This is a genomic window from Geodermatophilus sp. SYSU D01045, assembly GCF_054050295.1.
This window is the reverse complement of sequence record NZ_JBJGZB010000013.1, coordinates 42,766-61,852: the sequence shown is the minus strand read 5'-3', so window position 1 is coordinate 61,852 and position 19,087 is coordinate 42,766. Positions and strand designations below refer to the sequence as shown.

Genomic DNA, 19,087 nt, shown 5'->3' with positions numbered 1-19,087 from the left:
CGGGTGGCCAAGGACGGTCAGGGTGGTGAGAAGACCGAGAAGCCCACTCCCAAGCGCCTCAAGGAGGCGCGCAAGGAGGGGCAGATCCCGCGGACCCAGGAGCTCGGCACCTGGGCGGGCGTGGCGGCGGCGAGCGTCTTCCTGCCGATGCTGGTCGGGAACGCCTTCGACGCGGTGGGCCGGCTGTTCGTGCGGTTCGGGTCGGTGGTCGAGCACCCGGAGGCCGACGCGGTCGGCGCGCTGCTCGGGGAGGCGCTGAGGGCCTTCCTCGAGACGGTGCTGCCGATGGCGCTCGCGCTCATGCTCGTCGGGGTGCTCGCCTCGGCCGCGCAGGGCGGGGTCGCGCTGGCCACCAAGGGCATGAAGCCGACGCTCAAGAAGCTCAACCCGTTCCCCGGGATGAAGCGGATGTTCGGCACCCACGGCCTGTGGGAGGCGCTCAAGGCGGTCATCAAGACGGCGGCGCTCGGCACCGTCGTCGTCGTCACCAGCGGCAGGGCGCAGGCGCTGGTGTCGGCGTCCGGGGCGCTGCCGCTGTCGGCGGTGGTGGCCACCTTCGCCTCCTCCGCCGTCCTCATGTTCCGCGTCGTGGCGATCACCGGCCTGGTCATCGCGATCGCCGACTACGTCGTGGTGCGCAAGCAGACGATGACCAAGCTCAAGATGACCAAGTACGAGATCCAGCAGGAGCACAAGCAGTCCGAGGGCGACCCGCACGTGAAGGGCCAGCGCCGGTCGATGCAGCTGGCGATGTCGCGCAACCGGATGATGGCCGAGGTCGCCACCGCCGACGTCCTGCTGGTCAACCCGACGCACGTCGCCGTCGCGCTGCGGTACGAGCCGGAGGAGGGCGCGCCGCGGGTGGTGGCCAAGGGCGCCGACGAGATCGCCGCCAAGCTGCGCGAGCGGGCCGCCGAGGCGCGGGTGCCGATGGTGCAGGACGTGCCGCTGGCTCGGGCGCTGCACGCCTCCTGCGAGCTCGGCCAGGAGGTGCCGCCGCAGCTGTTCACCGCCGTCGCCCGGGTGCTGGCCTTCGTCATGCAGCTCGGCGCCCGCGGCGTGCGCGGCGGCTTCCACCGGCCCGGGTTCGAGGCGCCCGACGTCCGGGACCTGCCGAAGGCCGGCCGCCGGAGGAACCCGCTCCCCTCCTGACGCGACCCTGGGACGGCTGTGACTCGTGCGCCGTCAGCGGTCGGCCGGGCACCCCCGGCTGCCGATGGAGTGCCCGTGCGAGGGATGACCAAGGCCGCCGTGCCGATCGGCGTGGTGGCCATCGTCCTCATGCTGGTCGTGCCGCTGCCCGCGGCGGTGCTCGACCTGCTGCTGGGCCTGAACATCACCGCGTCGCTGCTGATCCTGCTGGTCGCGATGCAGATCAAGCGGCCGCTGGACTTCGCGGTCTTCCCGTCGCTGATCCTCATCGCGACGCTGTTCCGGCTCGCCCTCAACGTCTCCTCGACGCGGCTGGTGCTCACCGACGGCTACGCCGGCAAGGTCATCGAGGCCTTCGGGCACTTCGTGATCGGCGGCTCGCTCGTCGTCGGCCTGGTGATCTTCGTGATCCTCACGATCATCCAGTTCGTCGTCATCACCAACGGTGCCGGCCGCGTGGCCGAGGTCGGCGCCCGCTTCACCCTCGACGCGATGCCCGGCAAGCAGATGGCCATCGACGCCGACCTCAACGCCGGCCTGATCAACGAGCAGCAGGCGCGCAAGCGGCGCACCGAGGTCACCGCCGAGGCCGACTTCTACGGCTCGATGGACGGGGCATCGAAGTTCGTCAAGGGCGATGCCATCGCCGCGATCATCATCACGCTGATCAACCTGATCGGCGGCTTCGCCGTCGGGGTCATGCAGCGCGGCATGGCGCCCGGCGACGCCGTCTCCACCTTCTCGCTGCTGACCGTCGGCGACGGCCTGGTCTCGCAGATCCCGGCACTGCTGCTGTCCACCGCGACCGGCATCATCGTCACCCGCTCGGCCAGCGACGGCGACATGGGCAGCGACCTGCTCGCCCAGCTCGGCCGCTTCCGCCAGCCGGTGCGCATCGCCGGCGGCGCGGCGCTGGCGATGTGCCTGATCCCGGGGCTGCCGAAGCTGCCGTTCCTGGTCATCGGCGGGCTGTTCCTGGTCATGGCCGCGCGGATGCAGGAGACCCCGGCCGAGGACGACGACACGCCCGCGCTCGCCGCCGCCGAGGAGCCCGCGCCGGACTCCCCCGAGGCGATCGCCGAGCGCATGCGGGTCGACCCGCTGGAGCTCGAGGTGGCCTTCGACCTGGTCGACCTCGTCGACTCCGCCCGCGGCGGCGACCTGCTCGACCGGGTCAAGGCGCTGCGCCGGAAGGTCGCGATGGAGACCGGCCTGGTCATCCCGCTGGTCCGCACCCGCGACAACCTCGACCTGCCCTCGTCGCAGTACGTCATCTGGCTCAACGGCGTCCCGGCGGCCAAGGGCACCTCCCCCGCCGGCACCGTGCTGGCCATCGGCGACGCCCTCGACGGGCTGCCGGGCCGGCCGACCCGCGAGCCGGTGTTCGGCCTGCCCGCCAAGTGGGTGCCGGTGGAGCTGCAGCGGCAGGCGGAGATGGCCGGCGCGACCGTCGTCGACCGCTCCTCGGTCATCACCACCCACCTGGCCGAGGTGGTCCGCCAGAACGCCGCCGAGCTGCTCGGCCGCGAGGACGTGCGGCTGCTGGTCGAGATGGTCAAGCGGACCCACCCGGTCGTCGTCGAGGAGCTCACCCCGGGGCTGCTCACCCTCGGCGAGATCCAGCGGGTGCTGCACGCGCTGCTGGCGGAGAACGTCTCCATCCGCGACCTGGTGCGCATCTTCGAGGCGCTGTCGCTGCGCGCGAAGACCTCCACCGACCTGGACGGGCTGGTCGAGGCGGTGCGCGCGGCGCTCGGCGCGGCGATCAGCCACCCCTACGTCACCCCCGACGAGCGGCTGCACGTGCTCACGCTGGAGCCCGCCTTCGAGCAGCGGCTGCTGGAGGCGGTGCGGCAGAGCGACGGCGGCCAGGTGCTGGCGCTGGACGCCGGCTCGGTCGACGCGCTGGTCACCGGGTGCAGCGGGCTGCTCGAGGACGCCGAGCAGCACGGCCTGTCCCCCGTCCTCGTCTGCTCCCCCCAGGTGCGGGCCGCGCTGTCCCGCCTGATGCGTCAGGTCCTCCCCCGCCTGCCGGTGATCTCCTACTCGGAGGTCTCCCGGACGGCCCAGATCGAGTCACTGGGAGTGGTGAACGGTGCCGTTGCCATCCGTTGAGGCGCCCACGCCCGAGGCCGCCGTCGCCGCGGCCCGCGAGCGGTACGGCAACGCGGTGCGGATCACCGGCGTCCGCCGCGTCCGGTCCGGCGGCGTGCTGGGCTTCTTCGCCACCGAGCGGTTCGTCGCCGAGGTGGAGGACGTCGAGCCGGCCCGGCGCGGCCCCGCCCCGAAGTCCGAGTCGGCCCGCCGGATCGAGGCCGCGCTCAGCCGCGACCCCCGCCCGCTCGCCGACACCGGCGCGTTCCTGCGCGCCACCGAGCTGCACCGCAGCCGTCCCGCGGCGGCCCGGCCCACCGCGCGCCCGACCGTCCCCACCGAGCGCCCGACGATCCCCACCGAGCTGCCGGACCCGGTGTCCGAGCTGGCCGGCCTGCTCGGGTCCGGCGACGGCGACCCCGGGGTCGGCCTGTACTCCCGGGCGTCGGTGGGCGCCTCCCGCCGGCCCGCCACCGGGGTCTCCGCCTTCCGTCCCGCTGCCGCTCCCCGCACGGCTGCCCCGTCCTCGCCCGCCGCCGCGCCGTCTGCTGCTGCCGCCGCGCCGGCCGCCGCCGCCGGTGCCTCCGCCGCCCGGCGGCCCGGCCGGACCGCGGTGCGCCCGCCGGTCGAGGCCGCCGGTCCCTCGCTCTTCACCGCCGCGCTGGCGCAGGTCGTCGCCGGGGACCGGGAGGTGCGCGAGGCGGTCGACGACGCCGTGCGCTCGGCCGCCGCCATGTCCGCCGCCGAGGCGCTGCGGGCGGTGCAGGCGGTTGCCGCCGCGACCGCCGAGGCCACGGACGAGGAGCTCGCGCCCCCGGCGGTGCTGCGGACCCCGGAGCCCGCTCCCGCCGCGCCCGCGATGCCGCTGGCCGCCGCCCTCGCCGCCGCGATGGCCGCGCCCGCCCGCGCCGCCGCCCCCGCTCCGGCGCCCGTGGCTCCTGAGCCCGTCGCCGAGGCCCCCGTCGCCGAGGAGCCCGTCGCCGAGGAGCCCGTCGAGGCCCTGGTCGAGGAGCCGGTCGTCGAGGAGCCGCAGCACGAGGCTCCCGAGGTCCCGGAGCTGTCCGACGAGCCCGGTCCCGGCGTGGACATGTGGGCCGATCCCGTGCCCGTCCCCCGCCCGGCCGCCGCCGCCGAGCCCGTCGCCGAGCCCGTCGCCGAGGTCGTCGCCGAGGCGGCCGCCGTCGAGGAGCCCGCCGTCGAGGAGCCCCCGGCGGCAGACGGGGACACCGAGGACCCTGCGGACACCGAGGACCCTGCGGACACCGAGGACCCTGCGGACACCGAGGACCCTGCGGACACCGAGGACCCTGCGGACACCGAGGACCCTGCGGAGACCGCGGACGAGGACTCCCTCCTCACCGAGCTGCTCGGCCCGGATCTGGACGAGAGCGCCGCCGACGAGGGCGCCGCCGAGGACGCCGCCGTCGAGGACGCCGCCGTCGAGGCGCCCGTCGCCCTCGCCCTCGCGGCGGAGGACGAGCCGGTCACCGACGTGCTGCCGGCCGTCGTCGCCGAGCCGATCGAGGTGCCGGCGCCCCAGCCGGTGGCCGCCTGGGCCGACCGGGACCTCACCGGCCCGGTCACCGGGCGCGAGGAGGCCATCGCCGAGGTGCTGCGCGCGGCCCTCGCCCACGACACCCCGGACGACGCGCTCACCGACATCCTCCGCGGCGTGCTCGCCGGCGCCTCCACCCAGGGCGGCGTGCACCGCGGCCGCCCGCCGGTCCCGGCGCCGTCGCAGCGCGTGGACCAGGAGCCGGGCTGGGTCGACGCCGCGGCCGAGTCCGACGAGTGGGAGGCCGGGGAGGCGGTGCTCGCGCCGACCGCCAGCGACCCCGCCCCGCTGCCGCTCGACTCCACCGCCGTCCTGCCCCCGCTGTCGCTGCTGCCGCCGCCCACCCCCGGCGCCGAGCTGGCCGTGCCGCGGCTGCTCGGGCGCCCGCCGGTGCCGCCGGCGCGCCGCCTGCCGCCGGTGCCCGGTCAGGCCGTCGCCCGCGTGGCCGCCCCCGCGCCGGGCCTGGCGACCGTCACCCGCCTGCCCGTCGACGCCCGCGCCGGCCGCGGCTGGACGCCGACCCGTGTCGTCGTGCCGTCGGTGCGCGAGGCCGGCGCGGTGCCGTCGGGCCGCGGCTGGGTCGACCCGCGGATGGTCGAGGCCGCCGGCACCGTCGCCCGGCTGCGCGCGCTCGGCGTGCCGGAGGACCTGCTCGGTGCGGGCTTCCCCGCCGAGGTCGCGCAGTCCGGCACCTACGCGGCGCTGACCCGGGCGCTCGGCGCGGCGCTGCCCGCGGCGCCGTCGGCCCCGGCCGGTGCCGGCGAGGTGCTGCTGGTCGTCGGGCCCGGCGTCGAGACGCTCGCCGCCGCGCGCTCGCTGGCCGCGACCATGCGGCTCGACGCCGACCGGCTGCAGTGGGCCACCCGCGGCGACCTCGCCGCGCTCGCGCCCCAGTCCAGCCGGATCACCTCGGTCGACACCGCGATCGCACGCAAGCAGGAGGCCGCCGCCGCGGGGACGCCGACCGTCGTCGCGGTGGACGCCCCGATGCGCGCCGGGGGCCGGACGTGGCTCGAGCAGGTCATGGCGATCTTCTCGCCGGTCGCGGTCTGGGCCGTCGTCGAGGCGACCCGCAAGCCCGAGGACGTGGGTCCGTGGCTGGACGCGCTGCCCCGCGTCGACGCGCTCGTCGTCCAGGACACCGACCTGACCGCCGACCCCGCGGCCGTGCTGGGTCGGACGACCGTGCCCGTGGCGCTCCTCGACGGCGTGCGGGCGACCGCGCACCGCTGGGCCTCGCTGCTGTGCGAGCGGCTGGAGACCGCTGAGGCATGAGCCCGCTGCGCTGGGACGTCCTCGCGGCGGGGCTCGTGCTGGCCCTGCCGGTGCTCGCGCTGTACCTGCGCGGCGACTTCACCCTCGACGACGTCGTCACCCGGCTGCCCTGGTGCCTGCTCGCCGGCTGGGGCGCCGTGGCGCTGCTGCGCTACGCCGCGACGCCGCGGACCCGCCCGGACCGGCAGCGCGCGTCCCGGACGCCGGCGCTCCCCGACGAGGGGCCCACCTCCGCCGCCTGACCCACTCCTGCTCCTGGGGCGTCGTCCGGACTCCCGGGGTCCTGCAGCACCCCGGCACCGCGAGGAACGCCCCAGGAGCGGCCGTCCACGACCCAGTGCGTCCTCCACCACCGGGAGCGGTGAACCCTGCCGGACGGGTGAGGACGCCACGGTCGCTCGGTGACCGACGTGCCGCCCCGCCTGCTCCTCCGCCGCGACGCGCTCGACGAGGGCTCCACCGACGACGAACTCGGCCGCCTGGCCCGGCGCCGTGAGTGGACCCGCCTGCGGCGCGGCGCCTACCTCGACGGCGCCGCGCCGGATGCCGCGACGACCCGCCACCGTCTCCTGGTGACGGCGACACTCGGACAGCTCCGGCGGCCGGCGGTCGTCAGCCACCAGTCGGCGGCGGTCCTGCTCGGCATGCCGCTTCGGGGCGTGCCGCTGAGCCGGGTGCACGTCACCCGGCGGCCGCCGGCGTGGAACGGCGCCGGTCGCGTCCTGTTCGTCCACGTCGGGCACCTGGACGACGACGAGGTCGTGGATGTCCGCGGCGTTCCCGTCACCTCGCCGGCCCGGACCGCCGTCGACCTCGCCCGGACGCTGCCTCTCGAGCCGGCCGTCGTCGTGCTCGACGCAGCGTTGCACACCGGACTCTGCACCGCGGCCGCGCTGGCCGACGCCCTGGGCCGGTGCCGCGGCCGGCCGGGCGCCCGGCCGGCCGCCCGCGCCGTCCGGTTCGCCGACGGCCGCAGCGAGAGCGTCAGGGACAGCCGCAGCAGGGTGGTGCTGCACGCCCTCGGTCCGGGCCCCAGCGGCCTGCAGTTCCCGGTGCGGACGGCGGAAGGCGTCCTCCTCGGCCGCACCGACTTCGCGTGGGAGCCCGAACGGCTGCTCGGGGAGTTCGACGGGCGGGTCGAGTTCGAGCGGCCGCTCCGGCCGGGTCAGGACCCGGGCGACGCCGTGTTCGAGGAGAAACGCCGCGAGGACGCCATCCGCGACGAGGGCTGGGGCGTCGTCCGCTGGACCTGGGAGGACGTGCAGGACCGGACCCGGCTGGGTGCACGCATCCGGCGAGCACTCGTCCGCGGCGGAGGGTGAGCCCTCCTGGGGTGTTCTCCGTGCTCGAGGGGTGTTGCCGGACCCCAGGAGGACGGAGAACACCCAGGAGGGGCCCGCCGTCAGAGCTCGAGGTCCTCCAGCATCTCGGTGACCAGGGCGGCGATCGGCGAGCGCTCGGACCGGGTCAGCGTCACGTGCGCGAACAGCGGGTGCCCCTTGAGCTGCTCGACCACCGCGGCGACGCCGTCGTGCCGGCCGACCCGCAGGTTGTCCCGCTGCGCGACGTCGTGGGTGAGCACCACCCGCGACCCGCTGCCCAGCCGCGACAGCACGGTCAGCAGCACGCCGCGCTCCAGCGACTGCGCCTCGTCGACGATCACGAACGAGTCGTGCAGCGAGCGGCCGCGGATGTGGGTCAGCGGCAGCACCTCGATGAGGTCGCGCGCGGCGATCTCGTCAAGGACCTCCGTGGACACCAGCGCGCCGAGGGTGTCGTAGACCGCCTGCGCCCAGGGCGACATCTTCTCGCCCTCGCTGCCGGGCAGGTACCCGAGCTCCTGCCCGCCGACGGCGTACAGCGGCCGGAAGATCACGACCTTCTTGTGCGCCCGCCGCTCCATCACCGACTCCAGCCCCGCGCACAGCGCCAGCGCCGACTTGCCGGTGCCCGCCCGCCCGCCGAGCGAGACGATCCCGATCTCGGGGTCCAGCAGCAGGTCCAGCGCCACCCGCTGCTCGGCCGAGCGCCCGTGCAGCCCGAACGCCTCGCGGTCGCCGCGCACCAGCCGCACCTGCTTGTCCGGGGTCACCCGCCCCAGCGCCGACCCGCGCGAGCTCAGCAGCACCAGACCGGTGTGCGCGGGCAGCTCCGCGGCGGCCGGCACGTACACCTCGCCGGTGTCGTAGAGGCCCGACAGCTCGGCGTCGTCCAGCGACAGCTCGGCCATGCCGGTCCAGCCCTCGTCGACGGCGTCCAGCGCGCGGTACTCGTCGGTCTCCAGGCCGACGGCCGCCGCCTTGACCCGCAGCGGCACGTCCTTGGTGACCAGGCAGACGTCGCGGCCCTCGGCCCGCAGGTTCAGCGCGACCACCATGATCCGGCTGTCGTTGCTGTCGTTGCGGAAGCCGGCCGGGAGCACCGCGGCGTCGCTGTGGTTGAGCTCGACGTGCAGCGTGCCGCCGTCCTCCCCCACCGGGACCGGTGCGTCGAGCCGGCCGTGGGTGACCCGCAGGTCGTCGAGCAGCCGCAGCGCCTGGCGGGCGAACCAGCCGAGCTCCGGGTGGTGCCGCTTGTCCTCGAGCTCCCCGATGACGACCAGCGGGAGCACCACGTCGGCATCGCCGAAGCGCAGCAGCGCGCGGGGGTCGGACAGGAGGACGGAGGTGTCGAGGACGTACGTGCGGCGAGTGGTCACGGGTCGTCTCCCCTGGGGCGCGAGACCGCGCCCCGGCTCGAAGGTGGCCGGGCCCCGGCACAGGGGCCGGGTACCGGCCCCCCTGGTCGACGAGAACGTCAGCACCAACCGGGCCTCCCGTGGACGGCGAGGCGGGCCCGTCGTCCACCCCGGACGGTAGAGCTCCGGACCGACAGGAGCGCGCGGTCGCAGCACGCCGAAACGCACTGTTCACCCGATGGGGTCCCACCCGTACCGCCCGTCCCAGGGACGACCGGGCCCACGGCTCAGTACGGCTCGCGCCCCCGCGCGTCCGGGGGCCGGGGCAGCGGGCGCGACACCGGCAGCTCCCACGTGGGCGGCGGGCCGCCGTGCCCGGGCACGTCCCAGGCCTCCTCCCGCCGTCCCCGGCGCGGCCGGACCGCCACCCCCGCCCACAGCACCGGGACCAGCAGCACCGGCCACTGGACGGCGAGGTCGCCGATCCACAGCAGCCCGGCGAGCAGGAGCACGAACAGCCAACCCGCCGTCCACAGGCCGAGGGCGCGGGCCTCCCGGGGGTCGCGGCGGGGCACCGGTCAGGCGTCCGAGAGCTCGGCGGTGACGACGGCGGGGGTCAGCGGCTCGTCGAGCAGGCGCACGAAGCGGTCGGCGACGTCCTGGCCGGCCGGGCGGGCGCCGAGCCAGCGGTGCAGCAGGTCGTAGCCCTCGACGTAGGTGGTGATGTAGGCCCGCCACAGCGGGTGGGTGAGGAACCGCAGCTGCTGGCGGGCGCGGTCGGAGCTGACCAGCGACCAGCGCTGGATGTAGGCGGCGACCTCGTCGGCGTCGGTGCCGCGGTCGTGCAGCAGCACGGCGGCGTCCTGGCGCACCCGGTTCAGGGGGGCTGCGGCCGCGGCGATCCGCTCGGCGAGGTGCCCGTCGAAGCGCAGCCCCAGGTCGCCGAGCACCTCGGCCGACCACGGCCCCCAGCCGTCGCCGACGGCGGCGTCGACGCCGAGGTCGGCCAGCCCCTCGGCCATCAGGCACTCGGGGGTGTTGACGAGGAACACCGTGTGCTCCAGGTGGCCGGCCCGCTCGACCAGCCCGCGCTCCTTGCGGCAGTGCTCGGTGTGGTGGCCGGGGTAGGACTCGTGCGCCACCAGGTGCACCAGCTGGCTGAGCCGGTGCGGCAGGTCGGCGTTGATCGCCACCCGCGAGCGGAAGTCGCCCTCGTAGTAGTTGAAGCCCGACCACGGCTTGTCAGTGACCACCTCGTAGCGCACCGTCTCGGCCTCGGGCAGCCCGTACCGGCCGCGGACCCGGTCGCGCAGCGCGCTGGACAGCGCGTGCACCGCGGCCTCCAGCCGCTGCGGCGGGCACTCCTCGCGGCGGCGGTGCGCGGCGTAGCGCTCCGCCAGCGACCCCTCGCCGGGCAGCAGGGCGTCGAGCTCGGCGTGCGCGGCGGCGTAGGCGGCCGGGTCGCCGAGGGTGAGGTCGACCTGGAAGTAGCTGCGCACCTCGTCGAGGAAGCCCACCGGCTCGCCGCTCATCTTCCGGGCGCTGCACTCCAGGCCGGTGAGCTGGCCGCGGAGGAACGCGGCGCGGTCGGCCGGGAGCACGGTCGAGTCCAGCTCCCGCAGCAGCGCCCGGGCCTGGTCGCGCAGGCCCTGCGGCGTCGGCGCCGGCTCGCTCTCCACCCCGGCGCGGATCCGCTTCTCGCCGGTGTAGGCGTCGACGAAGCCGGACTCCAGCCGGTCGAACCGCAGCCCCAGCCGCACGTACTCGAGGGGGACGTCGACCGCACCGGCTGCCATGGGCCCGAGTCTGTCACCCACCGAAACGGCGGTGCCGCGCCGCGTAGGCCCGCAGCGCGCGCAGGAAGTCCACCCGGCGGAAGTCGGGCCAGTAGACGTCGGTGAAGTAGAACTCCGAGTGCGCCGTCTGCCAGAGCAGGAAACCCGACAGGCGCTGCTCGCCGCTGGTGCGGATGACCAGGTCCGGGTCGGGCTGGCCGCGGGTGTAGAGGTGCTCGGCGATGTGCTCGACGTCGAGCACCTCGACCAGCTCGTCCAGCGACGTCCCGCGGCTCGCGTGCTCGGCCAGCAGCGAGCGGACGGCGTCGGCGATCTCCCGGCGGCCGCCGTAGCCGACGGCGAGGTTCACCGTCGCGCCCGGCCGGTCGCGGGTGGTCTCCTCGGCCTCCTTGAGCACGGTGACCGTCTCGGGCGGCAGCAGGCCCAGGGCGCCGACCGGGTGCAGCTGCCACCGGCGGTCCGGCGCCGACAGGTCCTCGACGACGCCCTCGATGATCCGCAGCAGCGGCGTCAGCTCCGGCTCGGGCCGGGACAGGTTGTCGGTGGAGAGCAGGAAGAGGGTGACCACCTCGACGCCGGCCTCGTCGCACCAGGCGAGGAAGGAGGCGATGCGGTCGGCGCCGCGGCGGTGCCCGGCGTTCGGGTCGAGCAGCCCGGTGGCCCGCGCCCAGCGGCGGTTGCCGTCGATGATCGCGCCCACGTGCCGGGGGACGTCGGCGCCCACCAGCTGCCGGGCCAGGCGACGCTCGTACATCTGCGTCAGGACGTCGCGGACCCACTGACGCGCCCCCACGGAGCCACACCCTAGGCGCCCCGGGACACCGTCGTTCCGCTGGCTCCCGGGCAGCGCGCCGCCCCTCCGGGAGGCTGCCCGGGGAACTCACGGGTCTCTGGCGGTGCAGGCGCACCTACGCCTCCGTAACCTCGGTGCGTGACCTCTGCTGCCGACGAACTGGAGCCGGTCCGGGTAGAGGCCGACGGAGCCGAGATCGAGGCCCCGCACGGCCCTGCCCTCGCCACCGTCCTCGAGGAGGGCGAGCGGGTCGAGCACACCTGGACCGCCGCGGACTTCGCCGACGGGGACTGGGAGCATCCCGACACCCGGCCGCGGCTGCGCGGCTGGCTGCACCTGTTCGCGTTCTTCGGCGCGATCGCCGCCGGCGCCGTCCTCGTGCCGCTGGGCTCGGTGCTCGGCGCCCGCGCCGGCTTCTCGGTCGCCGTCTACTGCCTGACCATCTGCGGCCTGTTCGGCATCAGCGCGCTCTACCACCGGCGCCGCTGGTCACCGCGCGGCTGGAAGGTCATGAAGCGGCTCGACCACTCGATGATCTTCCTGTTCATCGCGGGCACGTACACGCCGTTCTCGCTGCTCGCCGTCGACCAGCCGCTGGGCTACTGGGTCCTCGGCGGCGTCTGGGCAGGTGCGCTGGCCGGCGTCTGCCTCAAGCTCACCTGGCCGACGGCGCCGCGCTGGGTGGGCGTGCCGCTCTACGTGGGCCTGGGCTGGGTGGCCGTCTTCATCCTCACCGACATCCTGCACATCGCGGGCGTGACCTCGCTGGTGCTGCTGGCGGTGGGCGGCGTGCTCTACACCGTCGGCGGCGTGGCCTACGCGATCAAGAAGCCGAACCCGTGGCCGGGCGTCTTCGGGTACCACGAGGTCTTCCACGCGATGACCGTCGTGGCCGCCATCTGCCACTACATCGCCGTCTACTTCGCGATGTACAACTCCCCGTTCGTCTGACCTCCGGTCAGACACCGCGGCCAGGTGCCGTGCCCCTGTCGCGCTGAACCCTTCCCCGTCCGACGTCGGGGACCCCTCCGGGCCCCCGCTCAGGCGAACAGGGGGCGGTCGTCGAAGCGGCGTGAGACCCGGCCGGCCGCGCGCCAGGCCCGGGCGACGACGTCGCGGTCGGCGTCGGTGACCAGGTTGCCCATCACCCGCAGCGCCACGGTCATCAGCGCCCGCGAGCGCATGCCGACCGGCCCCGCCGCGGGCAGCAGCCGCGGCAACGTCAGCAGCCCGGCCAGGCGGCGGGCGACGGAGAACGCCTCGCCGTAGTGCCGGCGCAGGGTGACCGGCCAGGCCTCCGACCAGTCCTTCTCCTCCAACAGGCCGGCCAGCGTGCGCCCGGTCTCCAGGCCGTAGTCGATGCCCTCGCCGTTGAGCGGGTTGACGCAGCCGGCGGCGTCGCCGACCAGCGCCCAGTTCCGCCCCGCGACGCCGGACACCGCCCCGCCCATCGGCAGCAGCGCCGAGGCCGGCGCGTGCACCGGGCCGTCCAGCTGCCAGTCCTCGCGGCGGGCGGTGGCGTACGTGTCGAGCAGCGCCCGGAGCTGCACGCCGGCCGGTCGGCGCGCGGTGGCCAGCGTGCCGACGCCGATGTTCACCTGCCCGGACGCCGCCCCCAAGGGGAACACCCAGCCGTAGCCGGACAGCAGCGCCCCGTCGGCGTCGCGCAGCTCCAGGTGCGAGGAGATCCACTCGTCGTCGCTGCGCCCGGAGGCGACGTAGCCGCGGGCGGCGACGCCGTAGGCGGTGTCGCGGTGCCACTGGCGGCCCAGCACCCGGCCCAGCGGCGAGCGGGCGCCGTCGGCGACGACCAGCCGCTCGCAGCGCACCGTCGTCCGCTCCCCGGCGACGTCGAGGACCACGCCGGTCACCCGGTCGCCGTCGCGCTCGACGTCGACCGCCCGCGCGCCCTCCAGCGGCGTGGCGCCGCCGGCCAGCGCGACGTCGCGGACGCGCGCGTCGAGCTCGGTGCGCGGCACCGCGCTCCCGTGGTCCGGGAAGGCGCCGCCCGGCCAGGGCAGCTCCCACACCCGCCCGAACCCGGCGGCGCGCAGGCCGCGGTTGCGGGCGCGGGAGCGGGCCCAGTCGCCGAGGCCGAGGTGGTCGAGCTCGGCGACCGCGCGGGGGGTCAGCCCGTCGCCGCAGGTCTTGTCGCGCGGGAAGACGGCGGCGTCGGCGAGCAGCACGTCACGGCCGGTGCGCGCGGCCCACGCGGCCGCGGCCGAGCCCGCCGGCCCGGCCCCCACCACGAGGACGTCGGTCGCGGCGGGGACGGCGGCAGCTGCTGGCACGCCCTCCAGTGTCCCCGACCTGCGGAAGGGCTAGCCGAACAGGGGGAACCGGGCGGCCGCGCCTCCCAGCGCGGCGCGGTCGGCGTCGGTCAGCGGCTCCCGGCCGGTGCCCCGGCGGACGGCGGTGGCGTCGTCCCACCCCGGCGGCAGCGGGCCGCCGAGCAGGCCCTCCAGCACCCGGCGCACCTCGGCCAGCGCCGCGGGCCCGGGTCCGGGACGGTCGAGGGCGGCCACCAGGTCCAGGTGGTGGACGGCGGCCTCGACGGTGAGCGTGGACAGCAGGTCGGCCACGGTCATGACGGCACCCTGGGTGCGCACCAGGTCGCCGTCGGCCACCCGCCCGGCGGCCACGAGCACGGCCGCCGCGGCCTCGGCGTGGCTGCGCTGCACCGCCGCGAACCCGCCGTGCAGGCTGGCCGCGGCGCGGGTGGCCCACAGGCCGTCCTCGTCGTCGGGCGCCGGCGGGCGCCACGAGCGCCAGTAGTCCACCGCGCTCGTGTCCGCCGGGCCGCCCGCCGGGGTGGCCAGCGCGACCAGCGCCCGGCGGGCGTCCTGCAGCAGGTGGTGGGTCAGGTCGACGACCGCCCAGCCGGTGCAGCCGGTCGGCGCCCACCCCTCGGCGCGGGTGAGCGTGAGCAGCACCCGGGTGAGGTCCTCGTACGCGGTGTGCAGCAGCTCCCGTGGGCCCACCCGGGCAGCGTGGCAGAGGTCTACACCTCCGGCCCGCGGGCGCGGACCTCCTCCACCGACGCCATGGCGTCGCGCAGCTCGGTCAGCCAGGCGTCGGCGTGCTGCCCGACCAGCCGCACGGCCCACACCAGCGCCTCCGAGCGGGAGCGGGCGACGCCTGCGTCGACGAGCGTGTCGAGCACCAGCCGCTCGGGCTGGCGCAGCCGGGTCATCACCGGCACCGAGGCGTTGGTGAACACCTCGCGGACGTCGCCGCACGAGGCGCCCCAGGCCACCGAGCGGCCGTAGCGCTCCTGGGCGGCGTCGGCGATGGCCATCCGCTGCCCGCGGGTGTCCTCGCGGAAGCGGGCGATCCGGCCGGCGCGGGCGGCGGTCGGGTCGCCCTCGCCGGCGTCGGGCTCGGCGAGCGGGCCGACGACGGTGATCTCGTCCCGGTCGACCGTGATGTCGGCCGGACCGGTGAACCAGCCGTCGGGCAGCCGCCCGGCGAACCAGCCGGCGACCTCGGCGCGGTCGACCGGCGGGGTGTCGCCCCCGCGGCCGCCCGGGCCGCGGCGGCGCCAGCCGGGGGCGCCCATGCGGGCGAAGGGCGAGTCGGCGAAGCGGTGGTGGTGTCCGTGCACGACGGCCTCCAACGGTGCGGTGCTTACGGGATTACACGGTAAGACCGCATACCGGCGTCAGGAAGGGGCCATCGCTGCGCTGAGAGCGGACACGTCCGTGACCGGCGCGGAACAGACGAAGCCCCGGCACACGTAGGCGGCGGGGCGCCCGCCGACGGCCGGCCGGTCGGCCAGCAGCGGCACCCGGGGGGCGTCGGGCTCCCCCACCACGACGACGGCGCCCGGGCTGGTCGAGGCGCGCGCGGCCGCGGCGAGCTCGTCCCGCTCCGGCCCGGCCGGCCCGCTGACGGCGACCTCGAGCGGCCCGGCGAGCAGCGCCTCCCCCACCGCCGCGGCCCAGCCGGCGGCCCGCGGCGCCCGGCGCACCAGCAGGCCGAGCTGCCCGATCGCGGCCTCGCCGAGCTCGCGGTGCCGCGGCGACCCGGCCAGCGCCGCGTACGTGACGAACGCCCCCGCGGCTGCGGCCACCCCGGCCGGCGTCGGCCCGTCCGCGGGATCGAACGGGCGGTGCACCAGCGGCTCGGCGTCGGCGGCGGTGTCGTGCCACCCGTCGGCGTCCAGGAACTGCTCCGCGACGACGTCGAGCAGGTCGCCCGCCCACTCCAGCCACCGGCCCTCGCCGGTGGCCTGGTGCAGCGCGAGCAGCCCCTCGGCGAGGTCGCCGTGGTCCTCGAGCACCGCGGCCGGCGCCCCGGCGACGCCGTCCCGCGAGGCCCGCCGCAGCCGCCCGTCCACCCAGTGCACGCCGGCGAGCAGCTCCGCCACGCGTCGGGCGGCGTCCACCGACATGGGGGTGCTGGTGAGGACGCCGTGCTCGGCCAGTGCGGCGATCGCCAGCCCGTTCCAGGCGGTGACCACCTTGTCGTCGCGGGCCGGCTGCGGGCGCCGGGCGCGGGCGGCCAGCAGCCGCTCGCGCACGGGGGCGAGGCGGGCGGGGTCGTCGGGGTCGCGGAGCAGCTGCAGCGTGGAGGTGCCGTGCTCGAACGTGCCGCGTCCGGTCACCCCGAACAGCTCCGCCGCCCAGCGGCCGTCGTCGTCGCCGAGCACCTCGGTCAGCTGCGCCGGCGTCCACACGTAGGTCAGGCCCTCGACGCCGTCGGTGTCGGCGTCCAGCGCGCTGGCGAGTCCGCCCTCGGGCGTGCCGAGGTCGCGGACGAGGAAGGCGGCGGTCGCGTCGGCCACGCGCCGCGCCCAGTCCTCCCCCGTGGCCCGCCACAGGTGCAGGTACAGGCGCAGGAGCAGGGCGTTGTCGTAGAGCATCTTCTCGAAGTGCGGCACCACCCAGCGTTCGTCGACCGAGTAGCGGGCGAAGCCGCCGGCCAGCTGGTCGTGGATGCCGCCGCGGGCCATCGCCTCCAGGGTGCGGCGGGCCACCTCCAGCGACCGGGCGTCCCCGCTGCGGGCGGCGTGCCGGAGCAGGAACTCCAGCAGCATCGACGGGGGGAACTTCGGCGCGCCGCCGAACCCGCCGTGCCGGTCGTCGTGGTCGGCGGCGACCGCGGCCGCGGCGGCGTCGAGGTCGGCGGCCGACAGCGCCGTGGGCGGGCCGAGGTCCAGGCGGCGGGAGATGCCCTCGGCGATCCGGGTGCCGGCCTCCTCGAGCTGGTCGCGGCGCTGGGTCCAGGCCTCGGAGACGGCGGTGAGCACCTGCCGGAACGCGGGCATGCCGCCGGCGGGGCGCGGCGGGTAGTAGGTGCCGCAGTAGAACGGCCGCCCGTCCGGGGTGGTGAAGACGGTCATCGGCCAGCCGCCGGAGCCGGTGAGCGCCTGGGTGGCGGTCATGTAGACGCTGTCGACGTCGGGCCGCTCCTCCCGGTCGACCTTGACGCACACGAACCCGGCGTTCATCTGCGCCGCGGTCGCCTCGTCCTCGAACGACTCGTGGGCCATCACGTGGCACCAGTGGCAGGCGGCGTACCCGACGCTCACCAGCACCGGGACGTCCCGCTCGCGGGCCTCGGCGAAGGCCTCCTCACCCCACTCGCGCCAGTCGACCGGGTTGTCCGCGTGCTGCAGCAGATAGGGGCTGGTGGCGGTGGCGAGGCGGTTCGACACGGCTCGGGGATACCCATCGTCACCCCGCGGCAACGGGAAGGCGATGTGCCACCTCGTGTCGCCCCCACAGGGCAGTTTCCTGTCACTTGTGCACAGCGGAAGACCCCTCAGATCGACGTCCGTGGGCGATCCGGGCCATGGTCTGCACGCGGTCGTCGGCGCATCCTCACCTCGTCCGCATCCCCCTGACCCGGGAGCCCGCCATGAGCACCACCCGCACCCGCGCCGCCGTCGTCCTGGCCGCCGCCACGGCCACCCTCGGCGTCGCCCTGCCGTCCGCCTCCGCCGCCTCCTGCAGCACGGCGTGGGGCTCCCTGCCGGAGGCCGTCGCGGACCGCGGCGGCGGCACCCTCGACGACGTCCGCACCGGCCGGCACGACTGCTACGACCGGCTGGTCCTGGACCTCGACGGGATCGACGCCGCCGACGTCGGCCACGACGTCCGGTACGTGCCCCGGGTCGTGCAGGACGGCTCGGGCCGGCCGGTGCCGCTGCGCGGTGCCGCCGACCTGCAGGTCGTCGTCCACACCCCCGGGTACACCGACGCCGGGGCGGCGACCTACGACCCGCGGAACGACGCCGAGGCCGTCGCCGTGGGCGGGTACCGCACCTTCCGGCAGGTCGCCTGGGCCGGCTCGTTCGAGGGCAGCAGCACCGTCGGGCTGGGCGTGCGCGCCCGCCTGCCGTTCCGCGTGCTGGTCCTCGACGGCCCCGGCGACGGCTCGCGCCTCGTCGTCGACGTCGCACACACCTGGTGAGCACCGCGGCCGGGCCGGACCGCCCCCGGCCCGGCCGGCCCGCCGGCGTCAGTGCGCCGGCGGGTCCGTCCGGTCGTCGCGCTCGGGGCCGCTGCGCTTGGGGCCCTCGATGGCGCGGGGCGCGCGGCGCAGGTCGTCGAGCAGGTCCTGACCGGGCCGGCGCGGCGGGTCGACCAGCTCCGCCGGGGTGTCGGGGACGACGACCTGCGGCTCCCGGTCCTCCGGCTCGAAGCTGCGCGGGATCCGCTTGAGGTGCCGGTTCATCGACCGGACCAGCAGGAAGACGGCGAGCAGCAGGACGAGGGTGAGGAACAGGCCGAACGGGCCGGACTTGCCGACGTCCTCGGGCAGCTGCTCCTCGGCGGCCAGCACCGCCCCGGTCAGCGCACCGCCCAGCAGCCCGGTGGTCACGGGACCGGCACCTCGCTGCGGATGCCGGCGAACAGGTCGTCCTCCGGCAGCGCCGAGTCGACCAGCGAGCGGGCCAGCTCGTAGTCCTCGGTCGGCCACACCCGCTGCTGCAGGTCCATGGGGCAGGCGAACCAGCGGCCGTCCGGGTCGATCTGGGTGGCGTGCGCGATCAGCGCGGCGTCCCGCACCGGGAAGTACTCCGCGCACGGCACGCGGGTGGTGACGCGGTGGCTCGTGTCCCGCTCCGGGTCCCAGTTCGCCAGCCACTCGGCGTAGGGCGACTCGGCGCCGGTCTCGAGCATCGCCTCGTGCAGCGCCCGCGTCCGGGTCAGCGTGAAGCCCATGTGGTAGTAGAGCTTGCTCGGCTGCCAGGGCTCGCCCAGCTCGGGGTAGCGCTCCGGGTCGCCGGCCGCCTCGAAGGCGTGCACCGAGATCTCGTGCGTCTTGATGTGGTCGGGGTGCGGGTAGCCGCCGCGCTCGTCGTAGGTGAGCACGACCTGCGGCCGGAACCGGCGGATCAGCGCCACCAGCGGCGCCGCCGCCTCCTCGGTGGGGACCAGCGCGAAGCAGCCCTCGGGCAGCGGCGGCAGCGGGTCGCCCTCGGGCAGGCCGGAGTCGACGAACCCGAGGAACTCCTGCTGGACACCCAGGATCTCGCGGGCGCGCGCCATCTCCTCGACGCGCAGCTGCGGCAGGCGCTCCCAGATCTCCGGACGGTCCAGCGACGGGTTCAGCACCGAGCCGCGCTCACCGCCGGTGCAGGTCGCCACCATCACCTCGACGCCCTCGGCGACGTACTTGGCCATCGTCGCCGCGCCCTTGCTCGACTCGTCGTCGGGATGGGCGTGGACGGCGAGCAGGCGCAACGGGTGGGCGTCGGTCACCTCCCCAGTGTCCCCCGGCGCGCCGACGGATCG

General features: G+C 76.1%; 17 protein-coding genes. 7 read left to right on the top strand and 10 right to left on the bottom strand.

What is annotated here, in order from left to right:
• Positions 1-3: 3 nt before the first annotated feature.
• The 5 genes from ACI798_RS12510 to ACI798_RS12490 all read left to right on the top strand — a co-directional run bounded on the left by ACI798_RS12510 (position 4) and on the right by ACI798_RS12490 (position 7,398).
• On the top strand, positions 4-1,152 hold the full coding sequence (locus ACI798_RS12510) for an EscU/YscU/HrcU family type III secretion system export apparatus switch protein (RefSeq protein WP_456942786.1): 1,149 nt from the start codon (positions 4-6) through the stop codon (positions 1,150-1,152).
• A gap of 84 nt (positions 1,153-1,236) precedes the next feature.
• Positions 1,237-3,267, top strand: a complete 2,031-nt coding sequence (gene flhA, locus ACI798_RS12505) for a flagellar biosynthesis protein FlhA (protein WP_456942787.1) — start codon at positions 1,237-1,239, stop codon at positions 3,265-3,267.
• Positions 3,254-6,076, top strand: coding sequence for a hypothetical protein (locus ACI798_RS12500; RefSeq protein WP_457048046.1), 2,823 nt, complete (start codon positions 3,254-3,256; stop codon positions 6,074-6,076). Before flhA ends, ACI798_RS12500 begins: the two co-directional genes overlap by 14 nt.
• A complete protein-coding gene (locus ACI798_RS12495; RefSeq protein ID WP_456942789.1) occupies positions 6,073-6,318 on the top strand; it encodes a hypothetical protein in 246 nt (81 codons plus the stop codon). Before ACI798_RS12500 ends, ACI798_RS12495 begins: the two co-directional genes overlap by 4 nt.
• A 159-nt stretch (positions 6,319-6,477) precedes the next feature.
• Positions 6,478-7,398 carry a hypothetical protein gene (locus ACI798_RS12490; RefSeq protein WP_457048045.1) on the top strand — a complete coding sequence of 307 codons (921 nt, stop codon included), beginning with the start codon at positions 6,478-6,480 and terminating at the stop codon, positions 7,396-7,398.
• Positions 7,399-7,478: 80 nt separating this feature from the next.
• Here ACI798_RS12490 and ACI798_RS12485 read toward each other — a convergent pair whose 3' ends face one another.
• The 4 genes from ACI798_RS12485 to ACI798_RS12470 form a co-directional block, all read right to left on the bottom strand.
• Complete coding sequence (locus ACI798_RS12485) at positions 7,479-8,774, bottom strand: PhoH family protein (protein WP_456942791.1); 1,296 nt, start codon at positions 8,772-8,774, stop codon at positions 7,479-7,481.
• Between the two features lie 266 nt (positions 8,775-9,040).
• Positions 9,041-9,328: a hypothetical protein gene (locus tag ACI798_RS12480; RefSeq protein WP_456942792.1), complete on the bottom strand. Its 288-nt coding sequence runs from the start codon at positions 9,326-9,328 to the stop codon at positions 9,041-9,043.
• Positions 9,329-9,331: 3 nt separating this feature from the next.
• On the bottom strand, positions 9,332-10,549 hold the full coding sequence (locus tag ACI798_RS12475) for a DUF885 domain-containing protein (protein ID WP_456942793.1): 1,218 nt from the start codon (positions 10,547-10,549) through the stop codon (positions 9,332-9,334).
• A 13-nt stretch (positions 10,550-10,562) separates the two neighbouring features.
• Positions 10,563-11,342, bottom strand: a complete 780-nt coding sequence (locus ACI798_RS12470) for an isoprenyl transferase (RefSeq protein WP_387987873.1) — start codon at positions 11,340-11,342, stop codon at positions 10,563-10,565.
• A gap of 138 nt (positions 11,343-11,480) precedes the next feature.
• Between ACI798_RS12470 and trhA the strand changes: the two genes are divergently transcribed.
• On the top strand, positions 11,481-12,293 hold the full coding sequence (trhA, locus tag ACI798_RS12465) for a PAQR family membrane homeostasis protein TrhA (protein ID WP_456942794.1): 813 nt from the start codon (positions 11,481-11,483) through the stop codon (positions 12,291-12,293).
• A gap of 89 nt (positions 12,294-12,382) precedes the next feature.
• On the opposite strand, the gene ACI798_RS12460 is transcribed toward trhA, so the two are convergent.
• Genes ACI798_RS12460 through ACI798_RS12445 form a run of 4 tightly spaced genes read right to left on the bottom strand, consistent with a single transcriptional unit; the run spans position 12,383 to position 17,001 of the window.
• Positions 12,383-13,633 carry a geranylgeranyl reductase family protein gene (locus ACI798_RS12460; protein ID WP_457048044.1) on the bottom strand — a complete coding sequence of 417 codons (1,251 nt, stop codon included), beginning with the start codon at positions 13,631-13,633 and terminating at the stop codon, positions 12,383-12,385.
• Between the two features lie 30 nt (positions 13,634-13,663).
• A complete protein-coding gene (locus tag ACI798_RS12455; RefSeq protein ID WP_456942796.1) occupies positions 13,664-14,323 on the bottom strand; it encodes a maleylpyruvate isomerase N-terminal domain-containing protein in 660 nt (219 codons plus the stop codon).
• Positions 14,324-14,343: 20 nt separating this feature from the next.
• Positions 14,344-14,946, bottom strand: a complete 603-nt coding sequence (locus ACI798_RS12450) for a hypothetical protein (protein WP_456942797.1) — start codon at positions 14,944-14,946, stop codon at positions 14,344-14,346.
• A gap of 57 nt (positions 14,947-15,003) precedes the next feature.
• The gene (locus ACI798_RS12445) at positions 15,004-17,001 is read right to left on the bottom strand and encodes a thioredoxin domain-containing protein (RefSeq protein WP_457048043.1); all 1,998 of its coding nucleotides are present in this window, start codon (positions 16,999-17,001) and stop codon (positions 15,004-15,006) included.
• 203 nt (positions 17,002-17,204) lie between these two features.
• Between ACI798_RS12445 and ACI798_RS12440 the strand changes: the two genes are divergently transcribed.
• Positions 17,205-17,759 carry an AMIN-like domain-containing (lipo)protein gene (locus tag ACI798_RS12440; protein WP_456942799.1) on the top strand — a complete coding sequence of 185 codons (555 nt, stop codon included), beginning with the start codon at positions 17,205-17,207 and terminating at the stop codon, positions 17,757-17,759.
• A 48-nt stretch (positions 17,760-17,807) separates the two neighbouring features.
• Here ACI798_RS12440 and ACI798_RS12435 read toward each other — a convergent pair whose 3' ends face one another.
• Positions 17,808-18,170, bottom strand: coding sequence for a hypothetical protein (locus tag ACI798_RS12435; RefSeq protein ID WP_456942800.1), 363 nt, complete (start codon positions 18,168-18,170; stop codon positions 17,808-17,810).
• A complete protein-coding gene (gene mca / locus ACI798_RS12430; protein ID WP_456942801.1) occupies positions 18,167-19,054 on the bottom strand; it encodes a mycothiol conjugate amidase Mca in 888 nt (295 codons plus the stop codon). The genes ACI798_RS12435 and mca overlap by 4 nt, the downstream gene beginning before the upstream one ends.
• Positions 19,055-19,087: the final 33 nt, after the last annotated feature.

What these genes read in the sequence shown, in the direction of transcription:
- ACI798_RS12495 (WP_456942789.1), top strand. Translation starts at nt 6,073, where the DNA reads ATGAGCCCGCTGCGCTGGGACGTCCTCGCGGCGGGGCTCGTGCTGGCC.
- ACI798_RS12475 (WP_456942793.1), bottom strand. Translation starts at nt 10,549, where the DNA reads ATGGCAGCCGGTGCGGTCGACGTCCCCCTCGAGTACGTGCGGCTGGGG.
- ACI798_RS12440 (WP_456942799.1), top strand. Translation starts at nt 17,205, where the DNA reads ATGAGCACCACCCGCACCCGCGCCGCCGTCGTCCTGGCCGCCGCCACG.
- flhA (WP_456942787.1), top strand. Translation starts at nt 1,237, where the DNA reads ATGACCAAGGCCGCCGTGCCGATCGGCGTGGTGGCCATCGTCCTCATG.